This window comes from Lentzea sp. NPDC058450 (assembly GCF_042721395.1).
In the GTDB taxonomy this organism is placed as follows: domain Bacteria; phylum Actinomycetota; class Actinomycetes; order Mycobacteriales; family Pseudonocardiaceae; genus Lentzea.
This window is the reverse complement of the sequence record NZ_JBHXLO010000013.1, coordinates 197,304-212,494: the sequence shown is the minus strand read 5'-3', so window position 1 is coordinate 212,494 and position 15,191 is coordinate 197,304. Positions and strand designations below refer to the sequence as shown.

At 66.9% G+C, this 15,191-nt stretch carries 18 protein-coding genes and 1 tRNA gene; 12 read left to right on the top strand and 7 right to left on the bottom strand.

Annotated elements, in window-relative coordinates:
- Positions 1 to 713: 713 nt before the first annotated feature.
- The gene (locus tag ACFWNN_RS21945; RefSeq protein WP_382441764.1) at positions 714 to 1,526 is read right to left on the bottom strand and encodes a glycosyltransferase family 2 protein; all 813 of its coding nucleotides are present in this window, start codon (positions 1,524 to 1,526) and stop codon (positions 714 to 716) included.
- Between the two features lie 6 nt (positions 1,527 to 1,532).
- Positions 1,533 to 2,363 carry a GntR family transcriptional regulator gene (locus ACFWNN_RS21940; protein ID WP_382441763.1) on the bottom strand — a complete coding sequence of 277 codons (831 nt, stop codon included), beginning with the start codon at positions 2,361 to 2,363 and terminating at the stop codon, positions 1,533 to 1,535.
- Between the two features lie 138 nt (positions 2,364 to 2,501).
- On the opposite strand from ACFWNN_RS21940, the gene ACFWNN_RS21935 reads away from it, so the two are divergent.
- The 10 genes from ACFWNN_RS21935 (at position 2,502) to ACFWNN_RS21890 (ending at position 11,244) form a co-directional block, all read left to right on the top strand.
- Positions 2,502 to 2,768, top strand: coding sequence for a hypothetical protein (locus ACFWNN_RS21935; protein WP_382441762.1), 267 nt, complete (start codon positions 2,502 to 2,504; stop codon positions 2,766 to 2,768).
- Positions 2,768 to 3,532, top strand: a complete 765-nt coding sequence (locus tag ACFWNN_RS21930) for an NUDIX domain-containing protein (RefSeq protein ID WP_382441761.1) — start codon at positions 2,768 to 2,770, stop codon at positions 3,530 to 3,532. Before ACFWNN_RS21935 ends, ACFWNN_RS21930 begins: the two co-directional genes overlap by 1 nt.
- Positions 3,533 to 3,620: 88 nt before the next feature.
- On the top strand, positions 3,621 to 3,878 hold the full coding sequence (locus tag ACFWNN_RS21925; protein WP_382441760.1) for a hypothetical protein: 258 nt from the start codon (positions 3,621 to 3,623) through the stop codon (positions 3,876 to 3,878).
- Positions 3,875 to 4,198: a hypothetical protein gene (locus ACFWNN_RS21920; RefSeq protein WP_382441759.1), complete on the top strand. Its 324-nt coding sequence runs from the start codon at positions 3,875 to 3,877 to the stop codon at positions 4,196 to 4,198. Before ACFWNN_RS21925 ends, ACFWNN_RS21920 begins: the two co-directional genes overlap by 4 nt.
- Complete coding sequence (locus tag ACFWNN_RS21915) at positions 4,195 to 5,082, top strand: ABC transporter permease (RefSeq protein WP_382441758.1); 888 nt, start codon at positions 4,195 to 4,197, stop codon at positions 5,080 to 5,082. Before ACFWNN_RS21920 ends, ACFWNN_RS21915 begins: the two co-directional genes overlap by 4 nt.
- The gene (locus ACFWNN_RS21910) at positions 5,079 to 7,265 is read left to right on the top strand and encodes a hypothetical protein (RefSeq protein WP_382441757.1); all 2,187 of its coding nucleotides are present in this window, start codon (positions 5,079 to 5,081) and stop codon (positions 7,263 to 7,265) included. The genes ACFWNN_RS21915 and ACFWNN_RS21910 overlap by 4 nt, the downstream gene beginning before the upstream one ends.
- Positions 7,266 to 7,497: 232 nt before the next feature.
- Entirely contained in the window at positions 7,498 to 8,505 is a 1,008-nt protein-coding gene (locus ACFWNN_RS21905; protein ID WP_382441756.1) for a bifunctional DNA primase/polymerase, read from the top strand.
- Positions 8,502 to 9,626 (top strand): DUF3631 domain-containing protein, encoded by a 1,125-nt coding sequence (locus ACFWNN_RS21900; protein WP_382441755.1) that lies wholly within the window; start codon positions 8,502 to 8,504, stop codon positions 9,624 to 9,626. The genes ACFWNN_RS21905 and ACFWNN_RS21900 overlap by 4 nt, the downstream gene beginning before the upstream one ends.
- A complete protein-coding gene (locus ACFWNN_RS21895) occupies positions 9,566 to 9,808 on the top strand; it encodes a helix-turn-helix transcriptional regulator (protein ID WP_382441754.1) in 243 nt (80 codons plus the stop codon). The genes ACFWNN_RS21900 and ACFWNN_RS21895 overlap by 61 nt, the downstream gene beginning before the upstream one ends.
- Positions 9,808 to 11,244 (top strand): tyrosine-type recombinase/integrase, encoded by a 1,437-nt coding sequence (locus tag ACFWNN_RS21890; protein ID WP_382441753.1) that lies wholly within the window; start codon positions 9,808 to 9,810, stop codon positions 11,242 to 11,244. The genes ACFWNN_RS21895 and ACFWNN_RS21890 overlap by 1 nt, the downstream gene beginning before the upstream one ends.
- 86 nt (positions 11,245 to 11,330) lie before the next feature.
- Here the strand turns inward: ACFWNN_RS21890 and ACFWNN_RS21885 are convergent.
- Positions 11,331 to 11,411: transfer RNA gene (locus tag ACFWNN_RS21885), tRNA-Tyr, on the bottom strand.
- 119 nt (positions 11,412 to 11,530) lie between these two features.
- Here ACFWNN_RS21885 and ACFWNN_RS21880 point away from each other — a divergent pair.
- Positions 11,531 to 12,022: a YajQ family cyclic di-GMP-binding protein gene (locus ACFWNN_RS21880; protein ID WP_045309744.1), complete on the top strand. Its 492-nt coding sequence runs from the start codon at positions 11,531 to 11,533 to the stop codon at positions 12,020 to 12,022.
- Positions 12,019 to 12,891 (top strand): glucose-1-phosphate thymidylyltransferase RfbA, encoded by an 873-nt coding sequence (rfbA, locus tag ACFWNN_RS21875; RefSeq protein ID WP_382441752.1) that lies wholly within the window; start codon positions 12,019 to 12,021, stop codon positions 12,889 to 12,891. The genes ACFWNN_RS21880 and rfbA overlap by 4 nt, the downstream gene beginning before the upstream one ends.
- Here the strand turns inward: rfbA and htpX are convergent.
- From htpX to ACFWNN_RS21855, 4 genes are read right to left on the bottom strand one after another with little or no spacing between them, the layout of a single operon-like run.
- Positions 12,888 to 13,751, bottom strand: a complete 864-nt coding sequence (gene htpX / locus ACFWNN_RS21870; RefSeq protein ID WP_382441751.1) for a zinc metalloprotease HtpX — start codon at positions 13,749 to 13,751, stop codon at positions 12,888 to 12,890. The genes rfbA and htpX overlap by 4 nt on opposite strands.
- Before the next feature lie 19 nt (positions 13,752 to 13,770).
- Positions 13,771 to 14,223, bottom strand: coding sequence for a 4Fe-4S binding protein (locus ACFWNN_RS21865; protein ID WP_382441750.1), 453 nt, complete (start codon positions 14,221 to 14,223; stop codon positions 13,771 to 13,773).
- Complete coding sequence (locus ACFWNN_RS21860) at positions 14,220 to 14,774, bottom strand: NADH-quinone oxidoreductase subunit C (protein WP_382441749.1); 555 nt, start codon at positions 14,772 to 14,774, stop codon at positions 14,220 to 14,222. Before ACFWNN_RS21860 ends, ACFWNN_RS21865 begins: the two co-directional genes overlap by 4 nt.
- Entirely contained in the window at positions 14,771 to 15,181 is a 411-nt protein-coding gene (locus ACFWNN_RS21855) for an NADH-quinone oxidoreductase subunit B (protein WP_191298138.1), read from the bottom strand. The genes ACFWNN_RS21860 and ACFWNN_RS21855 overlap by 4 nt, the downstream gene beginning before the upstream one ends.
- Between the last annotated feature and the right edge of the window lie 10 nt (positions 15,182 to 15,191).

Here is a 15,191-nt window from a genome sequence, read left to right as displayed (position 1 = left end):
GAGCATAGCAAGAGGTCTTTGACGTGCCCTTGGCGCGTCAGCGTTCTAGCCGCCGCCCACGTGCCTCGCAGCGCAGCTCTTTCTGTCCCTGACGGTGGTGGGCTTGGACTTGCGGTGGGCACCTCCCCGACCTGATGTCCCCCTGCATCTCAGAAGTCGGTAACTGCGGTAACTGCGGTAACCGTGCAGGTCAGAAGGTTACCGATGAGGGTGCGGTTACCGATCGGCTCAGTAACTCGGCCCTACTGCGGACAGCGCGCCACGGCAGAACGATGCTGAAACCGGAGGGGGTGAACCATTGGCGACTTTGAGCGGCAACCTTCCTCCGCTGCGAAACGCTCTCACCAGCACAGACACAAACGCCGGCAACGCGAACTTCGCTTGCCGCGGTAAGTACCAATGCCGTACAGCCAAGCGGCACCTGCACCCTTGCTGGAGACCGGAGGTTTCCGCAGCGATCGGTAACCGCACCTACTGCGGTAACCGCCTGACCTGCATGGTTACCGCAGTTACCGCAGTTACCGATCCCGGAGACCCCCTCCGGCTACAGCCGCCCTGCCCGACTACGGCCGTGTGGCGTGAAGGCCACTCGCGCCACGTCGGTTACCGCAGCGATCGGTAACCGCACCTACTGCGGTAACCGTCTGACCTGCATGGTTACCGCAGTTACCGCAGTTACCGACCCTGGAGAGGCAGGCCAGAACAGCAGAGCGCTAGATCTTGCGAGGCTTTTTGATCGAGTCGCCTATCTCGACGGCTGATTCCACCTTGCCACCGAACGGAACTGCCTCGATCCGCACTCCTGCCCTACTCATGGCTCGCGCTCGCTGAAGCGCAACCTGACGACCGCGCGCACTACGCGACCTCCACTTTTCGGTACGGAACGTCTGTCCGGCATGCTGCCGGTAAAGCCAAGTAACAGCTTCCTCGCAATAGCCGCTAGTTACCTCTGACAGCGCGGCAAACAGCGAAATGTCGTCCTCCGCAGGCAGGCCAGCCCACCCTCCTAGCGCACGGACGGACTCCGTCCTCATCATCAATCCCGCACAGTGAACGGGCCAGTTCCCCTTCCGCTCCGTAGCCCACTCGTTGACCACCTTTGGTGGCACCACGCCAAATTCGAGCGCAGAGGGATAGCTACGCCGCTCACCGTCTGGCATCAGATCATCGGCCTGCCCGACTGCCCAGTGAATCGGATTCTCGATGAACCGCGAAACAAGCAGCTCAATTGCTCCAGGCAGAAGCAGGTCATCATGGTCGAGAACCTGCACAAGTTCGCCGGAGACTCGTGATAGAGCTAGGTTGCGCGTCACCGCAAGACCGAGCTGCCCGTCATTAGCCTCGTAGCGCACGCCAGGAATGCCAGTCAATGAGTCTGCCAGCGCAGGCTGCTCGCCGTCCTCCTGAATTATCCACTCAAGAGTCCAGCCGTTCGGCAATGACTGTTCGGCGACGCTGCCAGCAGTCTCCATAAGGAACTGACCGGACGGCGCGTACGCCGCCGTAATAATAGATACGATAGGCATTTATCCTCAGCCCTTTGAACCGGTAGCGCGCGCACTCGACTTCCGCTTAGGCCACGGCCGAAGCTTCGTCGTGTACTGAAGCTCAATGCGATCTCCGGGCCATACGATATCTGAAACCTCGACAACCCGATCCGTCGTGTCGATTGATATCTTTCTCATGACCATAACCGAGACACCAGGATCAATATCGAGTGACTCGATCTCTTCAGCAGTAGGAGGCCTCGACGAAACGTGATCAACGATGCGGTCCAGTTCAATACCGATGGTTGACAGCTGATGTTGAGTGCCACCCGGCCACGGCTCATTCTCCGACTTCAAGAGTTCCGGGTTCTCTGCTGCGACGTCGTACACGAGATAGGACACCCCAGAGGCAAGAGGCGCCTTCTCTCCCCGCTTTCGAGTCGTGTGAACCCTTCGCAGCAGCTTCGTTCCTGCCTCGACACCGAAAACGGCAGCAAGGCCTTTAGACGCTGACTCCTCGGTGTAGACGGCGCTGAACTGGAGGTCATCCATTTCGAGACCGGTGTCCCGCTCCGTCGCACCAGTAGCCGCACGCTCTTCGCGCGGGAGAAGCACTCGATCCTTCTCCCACTGGTAGCGGTCTGTCGTCCGGCAGATTCGCTGCCGAGCCTCCCGCACGAACGTGCCGATGCCATGCCTTCGAACGATCAACCCTTCCGACTCAAGGGCAGCGAGCGCCTGGCGCAGCGTGTTCCGGCTGACGCCGTACTCGCCCACCAACTCCTCTTCGGCCCGCACCCGTTCACCAGGGCCAAGCTGGCCCGTGAGGATCTGCTCTCGCAGGTCCGCAGCAATCCGGTCGTACTTGGCGGCCACGCCCGCCTCCCGTTCATCGAGGTAGAGACGTCTCCATCTTAGGTTGTTCAGACGTCTTGACAACCTCAACGTTCACGCCCTAGCTTGTGTTCCAGACGTTCAGACGTCTGAACGTCTCAACAACTAGCGGAGGACACCGTGGACTCGCTCGAACTCATGGCCTACGGGATGGGCCAGCACACCTACAGCCCGGACGGGCTGGACGAGGCGTCAATCGACGCGCTGATCGCCGACGTTCAGGACGAGTTGGCGGACCTGCCGTTCGCCCCGACGTCCGCGTTGCTGGACGGCACGGCCCGCACGCAGATGTTCCGCCGCATCGAGCGCCGCGCGCTGGGTGCCACGGTCCGCGTCCTGCACGTCGAGGCCATCACGTCCGCGCCGTTCGGAACGGAGGCCGCGTGATGCGCAAGCGCTACGCAAGCCCTGACCACCCCGGCGTGACCGTGCCGGAGACCAAGCGTTCGTGGTCGGTCTCGTTCCCCGAGTACAGCCCCGTGGACATCACCCCGGAAGAGCTGCGCCCGGCAGGCCTGCCCAAGTCCGTTGTGGACGGTTGGGCGGAGCCGTTCGTCACCGCGAACGACGTCCCCGACTGGTCCGCCCGTCAGGCTCTCGCGCTGCTGCCATTCGACCTGGACGAGAACGGCCAGCCGCTCAACCCGACCGGGCGCACCGGACGCTGCGGTCGCAACCTCGGCAAGTGGGGCGAGAACGCCGCTGCCGACCCGATCGTGGTCGCCGGTACCGGCACTGACAGGCGGGTGCTGCTCATTCAGCGCCGCGACCGTGGTGTGTGGGCCATCCCGGGCGGCATGGTCGACCCCGGCGAAACCGCCCCGAAGACGCTGGTTCGTGAGCTGCACGAGGAAACCGGCGTGGACCTCGGCGACGTGCAGCCGACGATCCTGGCCACCACGTACGTCGCCGACTGGCGCAACACCGACCACGCGTGGGTGTGCACCACGGCCGCGCTCTACGAGCTGCCCGAGCAGGTCACCGCGACCGCTGGTGACGACGCCGCTGCCGCCCGGTGGTGGCCGTTCGGCGACCTCGACCAGCTCACCGACGCCGTGACCGCCGCTGGCGGACACCTCTACGAGGCGCACCGACCGTTGCTCGCCCTGGCGCTCGACACCGCCCGACAGGCCGACGCCTCGGGTTTCTGATCACCCCGAACCTGCGGCCGACTCCGGCCAGAAGACACCGCAGGTCCGGGTTGCCACCCACCGATCACCTGACCGAAAGGCAACTCCAGTGTGTACCACGACCCCTCGCGACGACACGGCCGAGCAGCCGCCGTCGCTGAGCGAAGTCCTAGCGGTGTGGACCGAGCGCACGCCGGACCCGCACGCCGCTGACGAGGTCGTCGCGGCCTGGTTCGACCTCAAGGTCGAGCTGCTCGCGCCGATCACCTCGAACCCCGACCACCCCGAGCACGACCGCGCGCGGCACTTCGCCGCCAAGGCCGTCCAGTCCGCAAACGCGTTGCGGGACAGGGAGAACGAGCGGTGAACGCCATCGACCGGATTGAGCCGTGGATGCTCGTGGCCCTCGTTCTCGGGGTGCTGGCCCTGATCGCCGTCATGCGGGCCACCGCCAAGACCGTGCAGAAGACGCGCCAGGTGTCGCGAACGGGCCGCAACGTGCTGCGGACGCTGCTCGGCACCGCCGCGATCGGTGGCGTGCAGTGGCTGATCCTCACCAACGCCACCGACTGGCGGGTGATCGCGGTCGTGCTGGCCGTGCCCGCGTTCGTCACCTCCGCGCGAGTCGTGCGGACCCTCACCGTCACCACCACCGAGCACGCCCATGCCAAGGGAGGCAAGCGATGACCAGCGCGTACCCGATCACCGTGGCCGAACTCACCGAGCGCGTGAAGGCCTTCGCGATCGACCAGGGCAAGATCCCCACCCGCAACCGCATCAAGTCCGAGTTCAACGTGGGTGCGCCGAAGGCCAACGCCGTGCTCGCGGCCCTGGAGGAGACGGGTTTCGACCCCGCCAACCCGAACCCGGCTGACGAGGTGAGCACGGTCCGCCGTCTGCACTCGGTGCCTGCCACCGAGACCACCGAGCCCATCGCCGAGCCCGTCACGGACGACCAGCCCGGCACCGACACCGAGCCCGCCCCCGTGGTCCAGCCGGTTCCCGCACCCGTGGTCGCGGTCGAGCAGCCCGCGTCGGTGTCCGAGGTCAGCGCGGTTGTGGACCCGGTCCCCGCCGTGGTCGAGCAGCCCGAGACGCCTGCCGACACGGTCGTGAAGACGCGGGTGAAGCCGGTTCGGTCGTGGCCGCTGCTGCTGCTCGCGGCGGGCGCGTTCGTGGCCATCTGGGGTGGCTGGGTGGGTCTGGGCGAGCTGACCGGGTTCGGCCCGATCCGGCTGCTGCCCGGTATCGCGGACTCGTTCGTCATCAACTCCGCGATCACGCTCCCGATCGGTGTCGAGGCGTACGCCGCGTACGCCCTGCGGGTCTGGTTGTCCGGCCGGACCCGATCGAGCAAGGCCCGCAGGTTCGCCCGCTGGTCCGCGATCGGCTCCCTCGTGCTCGGTGCCGCCGGACAGGTCGCCTACCACCTCATGGTCGCCGCTGGTGTCACCACGGCCCCGTGGTGGATCACCACGTTCGTGTCCTGCCTTCCCGTGGTCGTGCTCGGTTGCGGCGCAGCTCTGACCCACCTCCTGAACGACGACGACGACACGGAGGCGCAGCGATGAGCCACCCCACCCCCAACCCCGACGACCGCAGCGACGACACGGAGGTGAGCAACGTGGTTGCCTTCCCCATCCCCGCCACCGAGCAGCCCGACGAGGTCGAGGACTCGGGTGCGCTGGTCGAGCTCGACCAGGCCGACGAGGTCGAGGTGCTCGACGGCGAGATCGTCGGCGACGACGAGGGACCTCGTCCGACTTTGCCGGCCGAATTGGCGGGACCCGCGCGCCGCGAGCTGCTGCCGATCATTCCGGCGTGGCTCGCCGACCGCGACCAGTTCGAGGCGACCGTGCGGTGGGCGTGGACCTACTGCCACCACACCGCCCGCTACCACGCTGTTCGCGTCCCGCTCTACACCGTGAAGCTCACCGCGGCTTCCCCTCGCGGTGCTGCCCGTGCGGTCATGGCGTGGCAGCGTTGGGCGTTCGACACCGAGTCCAGGACGCTGCGCCAGTCCACCATCGACGCCGCTGACCCGTCCGCCTACCTTGCCCTGTCGAGGCAGCGTGACGACCACGTGCGGATGCGGTTGCGGGTCAGCGCGGTCACCACGTTCCTGTCCGCGCTCGGACTCGGTGTCGTGTGGCTGATGTACCCCGACGCCATGCAGACGGTTCTGCTGTGGACGGTCGTTGTCTCCATCGTTGCGTTCGGTCTGCTGGGACGTCGTGAGGACAAGCCCATCGTCAAGGCGGCCGTGCTGGGTCAGCAGGCGTCGAAGCTCACGCCCGATGTGGTGGTGCGGGCGTTCGTCGGTGCGGGTCTGTGCAAGGAGGACACCCCGGTCACGTTCGCTCAGCCGATCCAGCGCGAGGGACGCGGATGGCTGGCCGTGGTGGACCTCCCGTACGGCAGGCACGCAGCTCAGGCGGTCGTCAAGCGGGACTCACTCGCCTCGGGCCTGAACGTCAACCCCATCACGGTGTTCATCGACCCTGACCAGGTCTCCGCGCGCCGTGTGCGGTTGTGGGTGTCCGATGTGGACGTGTTCGCGCAGAAGCCGCGCACGTCGCCGTTGGCGGGCATGGAGGAGTTCGACTTCTGGCAGCCGATCCCGTTCGGCCTGGACGCTCGCGACCGCAAGGTGACGCTGCCGCTGATCTGGTCGTCGCTGCTGGTCGGCGCGATCCCGCGCATGGGCAAGACGTTCAGCGCGCGCATCCCCGCCGCCGCTGCCGCGCTTGACCCGTACGTGGAGCTGTTTGTGTTCAACGGCAAGGGTGACGGCGCGTGGAAGGCGTTCGAAGACGTCGCCGTCGCTTACGGCGCGGGCGTACGCGACCAGGTCATGGAGCTGCTGGTCACGACGCTGCGCAAGATGGTCGCGGAGATGAACGACCGGTTCGAGCGCATGGCCAAGCTGCCCGTGGACGTGTGCCCGGAAGCCAAGCTCACCCCGGCGATGTCGCGCAACAAGCGTCTCAACATGCCGCTCACGCTGCTGGCAATCGACGAGGTGCAGCGGTACCTGGAGCACCCCGAGTACGGCGCGGAAATCCTTGCGCTGCTTACGGATCTGGCCAAGGTCGGCCCGGCTGCCGGGTACATGCTCGACCTGGCGACGCAGAAGCCGGACGGGAAGGTCATCCCGGACAGCCTGCGCGGCCAGCTCGGCTCTCGGTTCGCCATGAAGGTCATGACGTGGCAGGCCTCCGACACCATTCTCGGTGCCGGTAGCTACCAGGCTGGTATGGACGCCTCGAAGCTCCAGCGCTCTCACAAGGGCGTCGGCATCCTGCTCGGTTCGGATGACTCTGAGCTTGCCGAGCAGGGTGGCCAGATCGTCCGCACCGATCTGCTGTCCTCAGCCGACATCGTGGCCATCTGCGCCCGTGGCCGCGCCCTGCGCTCTGCGCTCGGGTTGCTCAAGGGCATGGCGGCCGGGGAGACGCCCACGGTGGAGACGACGGGAAGCGTCCTGGACGACGTCGCCAACGCGCTCACCGCCGTGGCGGGCAGCGCGGCTGGTGCCCACACCGAGGTCGTGTTGGCGCGGCTAGCGGAGATGCGGCCGGAGTTCTACGACGGGTGGACGGGCAGCACCCTCGCCGGTGCGCTCAAGGCCTACGGGGTCGAGCCGACGCAGGTGTGGGGCACCACCCCGGAGGGCGAGAAGAAGAACCGCCAGGGCTACAAGCGGGACGCGGTGATCGCCGCCCAGTCGGCCCGCATCGATCGCGGAGAGTAACGACCTGTCGGGCTAGGGATCGGCTGACTTCTAGCCGTCACCGACCCTAGCCCTAGGGGCAGCCACTAGGGCCGCGCACACCACGTGGCCAGCGCACTAGCACTCCTAGGCCGCGGCTGGCCCTACCAGCGAAAACACCCTCAAAGCCACGGCCTGGACTCGTTCGCGGGTCCTAGGCCTTCCCTCCGCACGCCCTTATACGGCTACGCACAGTTACCTTGGGAGATGTGAGATGAGCAGCGCCACAGATCGCGACAGGCTCATGCACCACGCACTCACCGCAGCACGACACGGCTTCTACGTCTTCCCGCTGCGCCCCGGCACCAAGCGCCCCGCCCTGCACAAGGCGGAGCGTTGCCCCCGGACCGGAGCGTGCCACGGCGGCCACCTCGGATGGGAGCAGCGCGCCACCCTCGACCTGGACGTGGTCGAGCGGTGCTGGTCGGCAGGGCCGTTCAACATCGGCATCGCCACCGGACCGAGCGGCTTGGTCGTGATCGACCTGGACACCCGCAAGTCGCCTGAGGACGTTCCCCCGTCACGCTGGAGCCGGGAGGGGGTCGTTGACGGTCACGACGTGTTCGCCGCTGTCTGTGCGGAGGCGGGGGAAGACGTCCCGTGGGAGACGCGCACCGTGGGCACCGCCCGTGGCGGAACGCACCTCTACTTCCGTGAGCCGTCCACTGTGGAGCTGCGCAACACCGAGGGCGAGCACGGCAACGGACTCGGGTGGAAGGTCGACACCCGCGCCCACGGCGGCTACGTCGTCGGCCCCGGCTCGATCACCCCGGACGGCGAGTACAGCCTCACTGAGGACGCTTCCCTTCTACCCCTTCCGGTGTGGTTGGTTCACTGCCTCACTCCTAGGCCGCGTACGGCCGTCTCAGCGCCCGTTGTGGTGCCCTCACAGCGGATGCCCCGCTACGTCACCGCCGCGATCAACGGGGAGTGCCGCAAGCTCTCTGCGGCCGTCTCAGGCGGTCACGACAGGGCCGCGTACGTCGCGGGCATCGCCCTCGGGCAACTCGTCGGCGCTGGCGTTCTCCCTGCGGCTACAGCAGAAGCCCATCTCATGGCAGCCGCCGCGCCCCTGATCAACGGGGAGTGCGACTGCACCGACGCCAAGGTGCGCCGGACGGTCCGCAACGGCATCACCGCAGGTACCGACCGCCCGCGAACTTTGCCGGCCGAATCCGTCGACCCGACCACGCCGCTGTTCACCGAGCGAGGTGCCGCATGACCACGACCACCCTCCACGGCGCTCAGATCCTCGACGACGTCCAGGCGTTCCTGTCGCGCTACAACGCCTTCCCCGACGAGCACTGCGCGCCCATGCTGGCACTCTGGTACGCCCACACCTGGGCAGCCGAGCACTTCTACATCACTCCGCGGCTGGTCCTGTCGAGCGCGGAACCTGGCTCTGGCAAAACGCGCGTCCTGGAGGTCTCCCGCCACCTGGTCCGCACGCCGGAGATGACGTTCTCCGCGACCCCGGCCGCGCTGTTCCGCATGGTCGGGGCCGGACCGCTCACCATCCTGTTCGACGAGGTCGACGCGATCTTCGACAACAAGGGTGGCGGGAACGAGGACCTCCGCGCCCTGGTCAACGCCGGTTACAAGCGCTCCGCGACCGTAGCGCGCTGCAAGGGCGACGCGGGAAACATGGTGATCGAGCGCTTCCCCGTCTATGCCCCCGCCGCGTTGGCAGGCATCGCCGGGAACATGCCCGACACCATCACCACCCGCGCCATCACCATCCACATGCGCCGCCGCCGTCCCGACGAACGAGTCGAGCCGTTCCGCGAACGCAAGGTCGAGGAACAGTCCGCGCCGATCCGTGAGGCTCTGGCCACGTGGATGGAAGTGGTGGGCGAACGCGTCGGCGCGGCCTACCCCGACATGCCCGAGGGCGTCACCGACCGCGCGGCCGAGATCTGGGAACCGCTACTCGCCATCGCAGACATGGCAGGTGGGCATTGGCCGGAGACCGCGCGGGCCGCGTGCGTGCACTTCGTCACCGCAGCGCAGGCCAACCCCACGTCCGACCGAATCCGGCTGCTCTCCGACCTGCGCACCGTGTTCGCCGACCGTGGCGTGACCCGCATGAGCACCGTGGAAATCCTCGCCGTCCTGCACAGCATGGACGAAGCGCCGTGGGGCGACTTCTACGGCAGGCCGATCAACGCCCGCCAAATGGCAACCGAACTCAGCGCCTACGGCGTCAAGGTCACCGCCTACAAGAACGTTGGCAAGACGTTCAAGGGCTACGTGATCGATGGCCCTAACGGCCTCGGAGACGCATGGGCGCGCTACCTGCCCGACCCGAAGACAGCCGAAAGCTCGGAGGGGGAACAGGCATGAGTCGACGCGAATTGCTCACCGTGGCCGAGTTCTGCAAGGAGTTCAAGGTGTCGCGTTCGACCCTCTACGAGTGGTTGGCAAAGGGTCTCGCACCGCGCCACTCCAAGTTGCCGAACGGCCAACTCCGTTTCGATCGCACTGACATTGAAGCCTGGTACGGATCTTGTGAGGTAGCGGCCTGATGATCACGTCAACGAAGGTCCGGATCTGGGAGATCGGCGCGCCTTACAGGGGCAAGCGCAAGGTGAGCTACTACGTGCGCTGGACGGTGGATGGCCAACCGTTCAGGGAGACGCGGGCGACTAAGGCACTGGCAAACAACTTCCGCTCGAAACTCGTCACCGCAGCTGCTGACGGCGTTCCGTTCGACGTGGAGTCTGGTCTACCGATCACGTTGGTACGAAAAGAAACGACGTCAATGTCGTGGTTCGAGCTTGCAAGTGCCTACGTCGACATGAAGTGGCCGGACGCGGCTCCGCGACACAGGCAGTCTATTGCTGACGCGCTCACGCCGATCACTGAAGCGATGCTCACGAGTTCGCGAGGCAGGCCCGTTCAGAAGGTGTTGCGCAAGGCTCTGCGGGTGTTGTTCAACTCGGCGAAGCGGGACGCGGTCCACCCGTGCGAGATCGCCGATGCGCTCACCTGGTTGTCGAGGAACACGCGCCCTGTTGCCGATCTGACCAAACCTGACGTGCTTCGCGCCGTGATCAATGAGTTCGAGCGCAAGTTGAACGGAAAGAAGGCAGCACCGGACACCATCCGCCTGCGACGAGTGACGTTCGGCGGGGCGCTCGACTTCGCGGTGGAAAAGAAGGCGCTCTCGGCGAACCCGTTGACGCAGGTCAAGACGGCGAAACGCAAGACGGTTTTCCACGAGGTCGACCGCCGATCGGTCGCGAACTCGGTGCAGTTCCGCACGGTGCTCAACGAGGTGCCCGACTGCGGACGAATCGGCCGCAGGCTCAAGCTGTTCTTTCAACTTCTCTTCTTTGCTGGTCTCCGCCCCGAGGAAGCGACCAATCTTCGCCGGAACGACCTCTCATTGCCTGAGCGGACGTGGAACGACGAGACGCACCAATGGGAAGTCCACGAATGGGGTGAGATCTACCTCGACAGCGCCGCACCTGAGGTGGGCGCGGAGTGGACGGACAGCGGTACCAGGAACGAGGAACGCAGTCTCAAGCACCGTGAGGTGACGGAGGGCCGGACGGTTCCGCTCTCGCCCGAGGTGGTGCTTAGCGCCTGGGAGCACCTGGACGAGTTCGGCATCGCGCCCGATAGCCTGCTGTTCGTCGGCGAGCGCGGCGGACGGCTGGCCAGTTCGACCTACGGCCGCGTGTGGGGCATGGCTCGTGCCCGCGCTTTCACGCCTGAGGTGGCCGCTACGCCACTGGCCAAGCGTCCGTATGACCTACGGCACGCTTGCGTGTCTCACTGGCTCAATGCGGGCGTGGAGCCGCCGCGCGTAGCCAAGTGGGCAGGGCACAGCCTCGCTGTCCTCATGAGGGTCTACGCCAAGTGCATTGACGGTGGTGAGGACTTCGCCCGACGCCTGGTCCTGGCGTCCCTAGGCTCGCCAAACTTTGACGTGCCCTTGGCGCGAACCGCCGTATAGGACCAGATCGAGCCGTACAAAGCCGGACAGCACGACAAAGGCCCCGTGACCGGAACTCCCTGGTCACGGGGCCTTTCGTCCTGCTGTGGCGGGTAGAGGATTCGAACCTCTGTAGCTTTCGCGACGGATTTACAGTCCGCTCCCATTGGCCGCTCGGGCAACCCGCCCCACACCGCCGTAACGGTGCAGGCGGAACAATACATAACCCCTTCGGGACGCCCCAAATCGGGGTACCCCAGTAGCATCGCAGCAGGCTGTGACCCCGAGATCGTTGAGGAGTGAAGTCGTGGCGGACCCGTCGTTCGACGTGGTGAGCAAGGTGGACCGGCAGGAGGTCGACAACGCGCTCAACCAGGCGGCCAAGGAGCTGAGCACGCGCTTCGACTTCCGCGGGACCAACACCACAGTGGCCTGGGCCGGCGAGGAGGCGATCACCTTCACCTCCGAGACCGAGGAGCGTTGCAAGGCTGCGATCGACGTCTTCCAGGAGAAGCTGGTCAAGCGCAACATCTCGATGAAGGCCTTCGAGGTGGGCGAACCGGCCATCTCGGGAAAGGTGTTCAAGGTCACGGGAAATCTCGTGCAGGGCATCACGTCCGAGAAGGCCAAGGAGATCGCCAAGAAGATCCGCGACGAGGCGCCCAAGGGCGTTCAGGCGCAGATCCAGGGCGACCAGTTGAGGGTGTCCGGGAAGAAGAAGGACCACCTGCAGGACGTCATCGCCCTGCTGAAGGGCTCTGACTTCGGCATCGCCCTCCAGTTCACCAACTACCGGTGAAGGGCATCGTCCTCGCCGGTGGCAGCGGGACGCGCCTGCACCCGATCACGCAGGCCGTCTCCAAGCAGCTGCTGCCGGTGTTCGACAAGCCGATGATCTACTACCCGCTGTCGGTGCTCATGCTGGCCGGCATCCGCGAGGTGCTGATCATCAGCACGCCGACGGACTTACCGCTGTTCCGGCGGTTGCTGGGCGACGGGTCCCAGTGGGGCATGTCGTTCTCGTACGCGGAGCAGGCGGCGCCGAACGGGCTCGCCGAGGCGTTCATCATCGGCGCCGACTTCGTCGGGGACGACGACGTGGCGCTGGTGCTGGGCGACAACATCTTCTACGGCCAGGGCTTCTCCACCACCCTGCAGCAGCACGCGTCCTCTTTGGACGGCTGCGTGCTGTTCGGGTACCAGGTGAAGGACCCCGAGCGGTACGGCGTGGGCGAGGTCGACTCGACGGGCAGGCTGTTGTCCATCGAGGAGAAGCCGGCGCAGCCGAAGTCGAACCGGGCGATCACCGGGCTCTACTTCTACGACAACGGTGTGGTGGACATCTCCCGCAACCTCAAGCCGTCGCCGCGCGGCGAGCTGGAGATCACCGACGTCAACCTCGCGTACCTGCGCGAGGGGCGTGCCCAGCTCGTGGACCTGAGCCGCGGCTTCGCGTGGCTCGACACCGGCACGCACGACTCGCTGCTCGAGGCCGGGCAGTTCGTGCAGGTGCTGGAGCACCGGACGGGCGTGCGCATCGCGTGTCCCGAGGAGATCGCGCTGCGCATGGGCTTCATCTCCGCGCAGGAGTGCTACGCGCTCGGCGAGAAGCTCGGCAAGTCCGGGTACGGCGAGTACCTCATGGCCGTGGCGAAGGCAGGGCGTTAACGCCTGGCCATCTCTTCGAGCCTGCGGATGCGGTCGGCGATCGGCGGGTGGGTCGAGAACCACTTGGCGAACTGTTCCCCGGTGCGGAACGGGTTCGCGATCATCAGGTGGCTCTGCGACACCACCTCCGGCTCCGGTGCGAGCGGCGCCGCCCGCGTCCCCAGCTCGATCTTGCGCAGGGCTGAGGCCAACGCCAGCGGGTCGCCGGTCAGTTCGGCACCCGACTGGTCGGCCTGGAACTCGCGCGAGCGGCTCACGGCCAGGCGGACCACGGTGGCCGCTACCGGGCCCAGCAGGGCGATCAGCAGCAGTCCCAACGGGCCAGGGCCGTCGTCATCCGAGTCGCCGCCGCCGAAGATGCTCGCGAACATGGCCAGGTTGGCCAGCATCGTGATCACGCCGGCCAGCGCTCCGGCCACGCAGCTGATCAGGATGTCGCGGTTGTAGACGTGCGCGAGCTCGTGGCCGAGGACGGCGCGCAGCTCCCGTTCGTCCAGCAGCTCCAGGATGCCCGTGGTGCAGCACACGGCCGCGTTGCGCGGGTTGCGGCCCGTCGCGAACGCGTTGGGCGCGGCCGTCGGGCTCAGGAACAGCCTGGGCATGGGCTGGCGGGCCTTCTGCGACAGCTCCCGCACGATGGCGTAGAGCTGCGGTTGCTCCACTTGCGACACGGGCACCGCCCGCATCGCGCGCAGCGCCAGCCTGTCCGAGTTGAAGTACGCGTAGGCGTTCACGCCCAGGGCCAGCACCAGGCCGATGACCAGCGCCGTGCGGCCGAACAAGCTGCTGACCAGCAAGATCAGCGCGCTCATCCCGCCGAGCAGCACGGCGGTCTTCAACCCGTTGAAGTGCTTGTGCACGGTTGCGCCTCCGGGTCTGTTACGTCCTACCCCTCAACGAACCAGGCCTCCTGCCGGTTCCTGCGGCCGTTTCCGGAGCGGCCTCCGCGGCGGCGTCGAGCGCGGGCGGCGGCGGCACCTTCTCCACCCACGTGGACAGCACGTCCCGTTCGTGGACGAGCTCCGCCACGGCGCCCTCGCCGTCGAGCGAGCCCGTGCCCGGATAACCGAAGTCCGGCGCCCAGTGCAGGGCGTCGAACGGGCAGACCTCGACGCAGATGCCGCAGTACAGACACTGGCCGTAGTCGATCGCGAACCGGTCGAGCACGTTGCGACTGCGCGGCCGTGCGCTGCCGGGCTGCTCCTCGACCTCGGTGTGCGACGTGATGTGAATGCACCAGTCGGGGCACTCGCGCGCGCAGATCATGCAGACCGTGCAGTTGGCGTCCAACAGCGCGATGACTCCCCTCGTGCGCGGGGGAAGGTTCGTCACGACTGCTGCTCCTCTTCACGGCGCGGGCCCCACGACGGGTCGGGCACGCCAGGTGGTGCGGTGCGGCGCCTGCTGGGGGCGCTCGTGTTGTCCTCGCCCGGTTCGAGGCGGCCCGGCCACGGGCGCACGACGCGGGAGGCGAGCACGAAGTCCTTGCGCAGCGGGTGGCCCTGGAAGCTCTCGGGGAGCAGCAGGTGCTCCGGCTCGCTGTCGACGGTGATCCCGAACATCTCGGCGGCTTCGCGTTCGTGCCAGCGCGCGCCCTGCCACAGGTGGGCGACGCTCGGGAGCGCCTCGTCGGGGCCGAGTTCGGTGCGCAGCATGACGCCCGCGCGCGTGCTCGGGTCGATGACGTGCAGGAACACCGCGTGGCGCTGACCGACGGCACCCGGCCGGCCCGCGTCCTCGACGCCGAGCCAGTCGAACATCGTGTGGCCGGCGGCGTGGAGTTCGGTGGCCGCGGTGAGCCAGCCGGCGAGCTCCACGTGGTGGACGGTCTGGCCGAACGCGGTCTTCGGGGTGGCGCCGGAGGGGGCCGAGGGGGTCGTCACGCGTTCACCAGCCCGTGCAGGGCCTTGAGGCCTTCCAGCAGCGCTTCGGGCCGCGGTGGGCAACCGGGGACGGCGACGTGGACCGGCAGGGCCTGGTCGATCCCCTTGGTGACGCTGTAGGAATCCCAGTACGGGCCGCCCGTGTTGCTGCAGGCGCCTACGGAGATCACGTACCGAGGTTCGGGCATGGCCTCGTAACTGCGGAGGACTGCGGGCAACATGACGTCCGTGACGGTGCCGGAAACGACGAGAACGTGCGCCTCGCCCGCGCCGTCGACAGGCGTGACGCCGAGGTCGGGAAGGCGGTCGAGAGCTGCCATCACTTCGACTCCGCAGCAGGCGAGTCCGAGTTCGAGCACGGTGACCTGGTAGGTGGTGCCCCAGTCCAGGCGAGCGGAAGCCGTCACAACGGCTGAG